This window comes from Puniceibacterium antarcticum, from assembly GCF_002760615.1.
Lineage (GTDB): Bacteria > Pseudomonadota > Alphaproteobacteria > Rhodobacterales > Rhodobacteraceae > Puniceibacterium > Puniceibacterium antarcticum.
On sequence record NZ_AWWI01000058.1, the window covers coordinates 1 to 5,690 of the forward strand.

The 5,690-nt window shown below is 57.7% G+C and carries 4 protein-coding genes and 1 pseudogene; 4 read left to right on the forward strand and 1 reads right to left on the reverse strand.

The annotated features are described in order from the left end of the window. Nucleotides 1-54: 54 nt before the first annotated feature. The 4 genes and pseudogenes from P775_RS07425 to P775_RS07445 form a co-directional block, all read left to right on the forward strand. A pseudogene (locus tag P775_RS07425) lies at nucleotides 55-258 on the forward strand (IS3 family transposase); the annotation flags it as partial. A 960-nt stretch (nucleotides 259-1,218) separates the two neighbouring features. Next, nucleotides 1,219-2,439, forward strand: coding sequence for an NAD-dependent epimerase/dehydratase family protein (locus P775_RS07435; RefSeq protein WP_099910382.1), 1,221 nt, complete (start codon nucleotides 1,219-1,221; stop codon nucleotides 2,437-2,439). Continuing rightward, complete coding sequence (locus tag P775_RS07440) at nucleotides 2,436-3,281, forward strand: glycosyltransferase (RefSeq protein WP_099910383.1); 846 nt, start codon at nucleotides 2,436-2,438, stop codon at nucleotides 3,279-3,281. The genes P775_RS07435 and P775_RS07440 overlap by 4 nt, the downstream gene beginning before the upstream one ends. Then, the gene (locus P775_RS07445) at nucleotides 3,278-4,162 is read left to right on the forward strand and encodes an NAD-dependent epimerase/dehydratase family protein (protein WP_099910384.1); all 885 of its coding nucleotides are present in this window, start codon (nucleotides 3,278-3,280) and stop codon (nucleotides 4,160-4,162) included. Before P775_RS07440 ends, P775_RS07445 begins: the two co-directional genes overlap by 4 nt. A gap of 41 nt (nucleotides 4,163-4,203) precedes the next feature. On the opposite strand, the gene P775_RS07450 is transcribed toward P775_RS07445, so the two are convergent. Next, nucleotides 4,204-5,574, reverse strand: a complete 1,371-nt coding sequence (locus P775_RS07450) for a sensor histidine kinase (protein WP_099910385.1) — start codon at nucleotides 5,572-5,574, stop codon at nucleotides 4,204-4,206. Between the last annotated feature and the right edge of the window lie 116 nt (nucleotides 5,575-5,690).

The window sequence follows — 5,690 nt, forward strand, 5'->3', positions numbered from 1 at the left end:
CACATTGGATTAACCTAGTGAATCCCACGCAGGATTTGTGCAACAAGGCCCCTGGAATGCGTCATCGGCCTGTTCAAAACCGAGGTGATCAACCAGATCAGGCCGTGGAAATCCATGCGCGAGGTAGAATGGAAAACCCTGAAATGGGTCGATTGGTATAACAATCGCCGCTTACTCGGCCCTATCGGATACATCCCACCCGCAGAAGCAGAGGAGGCCTTATATGCAAACCTGAACACAATCGATATGGTCGCATAGTCGTTGAACAAATCACCCTCCGGTAAAGCCGGGGCGGTTCAGTCGAGAAGTGCAAATGGGCATCAAAACTTGGCGACACTACTATTTTGAAAGGCGCCTCCTGCGTGTTTGAATGGGGCAGACTTAAGGTACCGACAATCGATGAGGATCAGGTAAAAGAGCTGCAAGCCAAGATCGGGGAGATGGCGGCAGCCAACTTTTTTGGAAAGAAAGCTCAGGCCTTGCGGCGGGAAGGGAGGCGCGGGATGATCAAGCGTGGCCACTTGGACCTATCCATCGGCCAGTCTTCTGACAAGTTTCCGAGGATAGCACGACAGCCTTGATCTGTGCTGGCGATACCCGCATCTGCAAATTTAGCGCTAGCGCAAAGACCGCCTCGTACCACAGCAGAAGGATTGCTGCCGGTCCGTCAGTCCTGCTCATTATGGAAGCGATCGCCAGCATGATCACCGCCAAAGCGCCCAGAAAGATCGCGGTGGCGCCCAGTTTTTTGTCAGCAGCGCAAAAGCAACCTGCGGCTGCGCAACCGCCCATAGTGCCCGCATCACGTCGGGGTGTTTGCCGGGCAGGCTGAGGCGCATTGCCATTCACAACCCTCTTATGATGATCAGCCCCAGAACCGCACTGCTGCCAAAAGCTTCACGCCAGCCGATCTACAGACCGATGCAGGTGGCCAAGAGGACACTGCGGACATTTGCAATGGTCAGAACCTTCCCTCGGAAAGGCTTTGTTCCGGTGCTGCATGCGCTTGCACAACCTCATCGCTCCGACTATCGCTCTGACAACTAAGGCCTGCCATTATCAGCGGAAATCGCGTCAGACCGTTGAGCGATTTTCAGCCATTGCATTCGTCATGTGTGTGTTACCAAAGTGTTTCAAACAGCCCATGATTTAGATTGGAACAGATTCTGCCGTTCTCGCGTTTGTCGCGGCGGTTAAGAAAAAAACGAGTGAGGCGAGATGAAGATAGCGATTCTGGGCGGTGATGGCTTTGTAGGCTGGCCTTCGACGCTCCACCTGTCCGACATGGGCCATGAGGTCCATATAATTGACAACCTCTCGCGCCGCTGGATCGATACCGAACTTGGCGTGCAGTCCCTGACTCCAATGGATTCGATTCAGGAACGATGCCGCATCTGGCGCGACCTGACGGGTCGCAAAATCCATTTTCATTTGCTGGACGTCGCAAAGGAATACGAGCGGCTGAAAGGTTGGCTTGGGCGGGAACGGCCCGACGCGATTATACACTTTGCCGAACAGCGCGCGGCGCCTTACTCCATGAAGTCGGACCGTCACAAAGTATATACCGTCAACAACAACACCAATGCGACGCACAACTTGCTGGCCGCGATGGTAGAGACTGGCATTGATGCCCATCTGGTGCACCTCGGGACGATGGGCGTTTACGGCTATTCAAGCGTTGGCGCCGCAATTCCCGAAGGGTATCTGGATGTCGAGGTCGAAAACCTGAAGGGCGAGAAGGTCCATCAGGAGATCTTGTATCCGACGCGCCCGGGATCGATCTATCACATGACCAAGAGCTTGGATCAGATTCTGTTCCAGTTCTATGCCCAGAACGACGGGCTGCGGATAACCGATCTGCATCAGGGTATCGTGTGGGGCACGCATACCGCCCAGACCCGCCAGCATGAGCAGCTGATCAACCGCTTTGATTATGACGGCGATTATGGCACCGTGCTGAACCGGTTTCTGATCCAGGCGGCAATCGACTACCCGTTGACGGTGCATGGCACCGGCGGGCAGACGCGGGCGTTTATCCATATTCAGGACTCTGTGCGATGCATAGAACTTGCCTTGGGCGATGCCCCGAAATCCAGTGACAAGGTGCGGATTTTCAACCAGATGACCGAAACGCATCGGATCAGGGATCTGGCAAAGATCGTCTGTGATCTGACTGGGGCAAAGATGACGATGCTGCCCAACCCGCGCAAAGAGGCCGAAGAGAACGATCTGGTCGTACGTAACGAACAGTTCCTCAAGCTGGGGTTGCAGCCGACGACGCTGGCAAACGGTCTCCTGTCGGAAATGGTGGATGTGGCGCGCAAATATGCGCACCGGATCGATCGCAGCCGCGTTCCAGCCGTATCTGCGTGGACCAAGGATCTGGCCCGGTCGATCAATCATGACCCCGAAGCGAAGGCCCTGAAATCTGTGTCATGACCGAGGGTCTGCGTCCAGAGCGCCCGCGCGATAGCAGCAAAGCCTATGCCACGCTTGTAACAAATGCCGATTTCGCAGTGGGGGCTAAGGCACTCGTGCGCTCGATTGGCTTGAGCGGGACTGAGGCTGATGTTGTCGTGATGCACACCGGGGCCGTCAGCGACAGCAGTCTGGAGCCGCTAAGGCTGTTGGGAGCGCGGCTGGTAGGTATTGATCTGCTGCCGACATCAGACGCGTTTAATGCCAGACATGCGCGGGACAGGCTGCATGGGGCAGCGCCTTTCACCAAGGGCAGCAAGCCGCCGTTCCACACGCCTCTGGACAACTTTGCAAAGCTGCGCCTTTGGCAGCTGGACTATGAAAGAGTGGTGTTTCTGGACGCTGACACCCTGATGCTGCGCAATTGTGACAGTTTGTTTGACTATCCAGAATTCTGCGCAGCACCGAATGTCTATGAAAGCGTTGCAGATTTCCACCGGATGAATTCGGGTGTGTTAACGGCGCGACCAAGCCAAGTGACCTTCGCGCGCATGCTTGAAGAGCTTGATGATACGGATGCGTTCTGGCGGCGAACAGACCAGACGTTTTTGCAGCATTTCTTTCCAGACTGGCATGGGCTGCCTGTGGTTTACAACACGCTGCAGTACGTCTGGTTCAACATGCCTGCGCTCTGGGACTGGCCGAGCATTCGTATCCTGCATTTCCAGTATGAAAAACCTTGGCAGGTACCGCATCCGAGGCAGGCGCAGCTTGCGCCGCTTATCGCGCTGTGGGCTGCCTATGCAGGCGGCGGGCCGGTGCCGGATGCTGCATCCTTGCCCAATCCGCTGTTACTCGCTTGAAGATCGCGCTGACCGGAGCGACGGGCATGGTGGGCCACTGGATCGCGAAGGGTCTTGTTGCGAACGGCCATGAGGTGCTGGCCATGGGTCGTCAACCGGCGGCGGTCGAGGGGGTAGGGCATTTGCCGTACGATCTTGAAAGCGCGCCGCCAAATCTGAGGGGCTTTGACGCACTTGTGCACGCCGCGTTTTCGCACGTTCCCGGCAAGTATCGGGGTGGAGAAGGTGAGGACCCGGAGGGATTTCAGCGCCGCAATCTTGATGGCACAGTGCGTCTGTTCGAGGCCGCAAAGAAGCTTGAGCGGATCGTCTTCCTGTCCTCGCGCGCCGTCTATGGCGACTATCCAGCGGGCACTGTCCTGAGCGAGGATCTGACACCGAGGCCCGACACTCTGTATGGAGAGGTCAAATACAAAGCCGAGGTCGCGCTGGCACAGATGTCTGGCCCTGTCTCTATCAGCCTGCGCGCCACCGGTGTTTACGGCGCCGCGCCCCCGGGACAGCTGCACAAGTGGCAGGCGTTGTTCGACCAGTTCCGGAGCGGCCAGACCGTTGATTCGCGTGTCGCAGCTGAGGTGCATGGTGATGACCTTGCGGCGGCGGTACAACTTGTCCTCACCGCGCTGCCTCAGGCCTGCGGGGCAGGGGTCTTCAACGTGTCGGACCTGATCCTCGATCGTCATGATCTGCTAAAGACCTATGCGATTTTCACAGGTTTTACCGGGCATTTACCAACCGTTGCCGATACGTCTGTGGTCAGCGAGATGACAACCGATCGGCTTCGCGCGCTTGGCTGGGTTCCGGGGGGGCGATGTGCCTTTTCAGACCGTTTGGCCGACATGATTTCTGACACAGCGGCTATGCGCCCACCGCCAGAGTAAGCCCGGGAGGGGGCAGCATCTTGCGATGAACGGGATCCAGATCAGGTGTTCAGGATCTGGGTAAACCGGATGGTGACCTTAAGCCCTGGTTTGTTGTCCGACAGGGTCAGCCTTGCGCCGTGTCGATCTGCGATACTTTTCACTAGTGCAAGACCGAGTCCGTTGCCCTCGGTCGCGCGTGCGGCGTCGCTGCGATAGAAGGCCGTCAGCACCTTTTCGCGGTCTTGGGCGGGAATGCCGGGGCCGGTGTCCGCCACGTCGATCACAGCCCCGTTGCCATCGCGCAATAGCGAGAGCGTTATGCGATTGCCCAGTGTGCCGTGGCTGACGGCATTCTGCAGAAGGTTCACCACCAGTTGCGCGATCATGCCAAGATCGCCCGGCACGCAGACTGGTTCGCCGGACGGCAGATCAACCTGCAGGTTCTGGCCGCTTTCCTCGGCGACAACAGTATATGTCTCGCCAAGATCGTGCAGGAGGGCCGGCAGATCGACCGTTGCGGTCAACGGCGCGCTTTCGTCAGCGTCGATCCGCGCGATCCGCAGGATCGTTTCAAAAGTTGCGGTCAGCTTTGAAAGCTCTTCGCGAGATGCATAGATCACTTCCGTCGGATTTTCGCCGCTTTCAGCGAGATTGAGCGCCTTTTCGAGGCCGAGAACGGCCCGGGATAGGGGGCGTTTGAGGTCGTGTGCGATGCTTGTCGCGCTGGTTTTTGATGCAGCCATGAGTGCGGACAGGGTGTCGAGATGGCCATTCATGACACAGGAAATCCGATCAACCTGATCATTGGCAGAGGAAAGCGCAATGCGCGCAGACATATCCCCCTGTGCCACATCCTCAAGGGTCTGGCCGACCCGTTCCAGTTTGGCTTGGGTTCGTCTGCTCATGACATATCCGATGCCGACCGACACGAGCGTCATGAGGCCTCCGAGACCCAGAAGTGCGCGCGCCATTGCGACCTCCACATTGCGGATGAACTGCAGATCTCGCCCGACGATCAGCGTGTGGTCTGCAACTCGGACCGCTTTCAGAAAATACTCCTGTGCCACCGTACCGCTGCCGGGCTCCTTTACCGGTCTTATGGTCCAACCCCAAAAATCCGGGGTCACCGCCTGTGCGCCCGCCACCCTTTGCCCGGATTTGTCATAGAGAACGGCAAGCCGCTGGGTTTCCCGGAAGGTCGGTGAAATTCGGGTCACGGTGCCGCGCAGCCCCTCCATCCCCTCGCTGTCATATTCAGCGCGCAAAGAGGCGACTGCCGAGTCGATCTGGGATCTGAGATCCGCCTCGAGAGTGTCCTTGATATAGAAATGCGCCGCGAACCCCAGTACGCAAAGCGATAGGACAAAGACGAACATGCCGTAGACGGCAGAGCGGAACGCCGCGCCGGAAAGTATGTTAGCGCGGTCCATGCATGGAATATCCCGCGTTGCGCATCGTATGGATCAGCGGCAGGTCAAAGGGTTTGTTGATGAGCGACAACCACCATGGCCGGTGCCGACAACCAGCTTGGCCGGTGGGGCTGAAC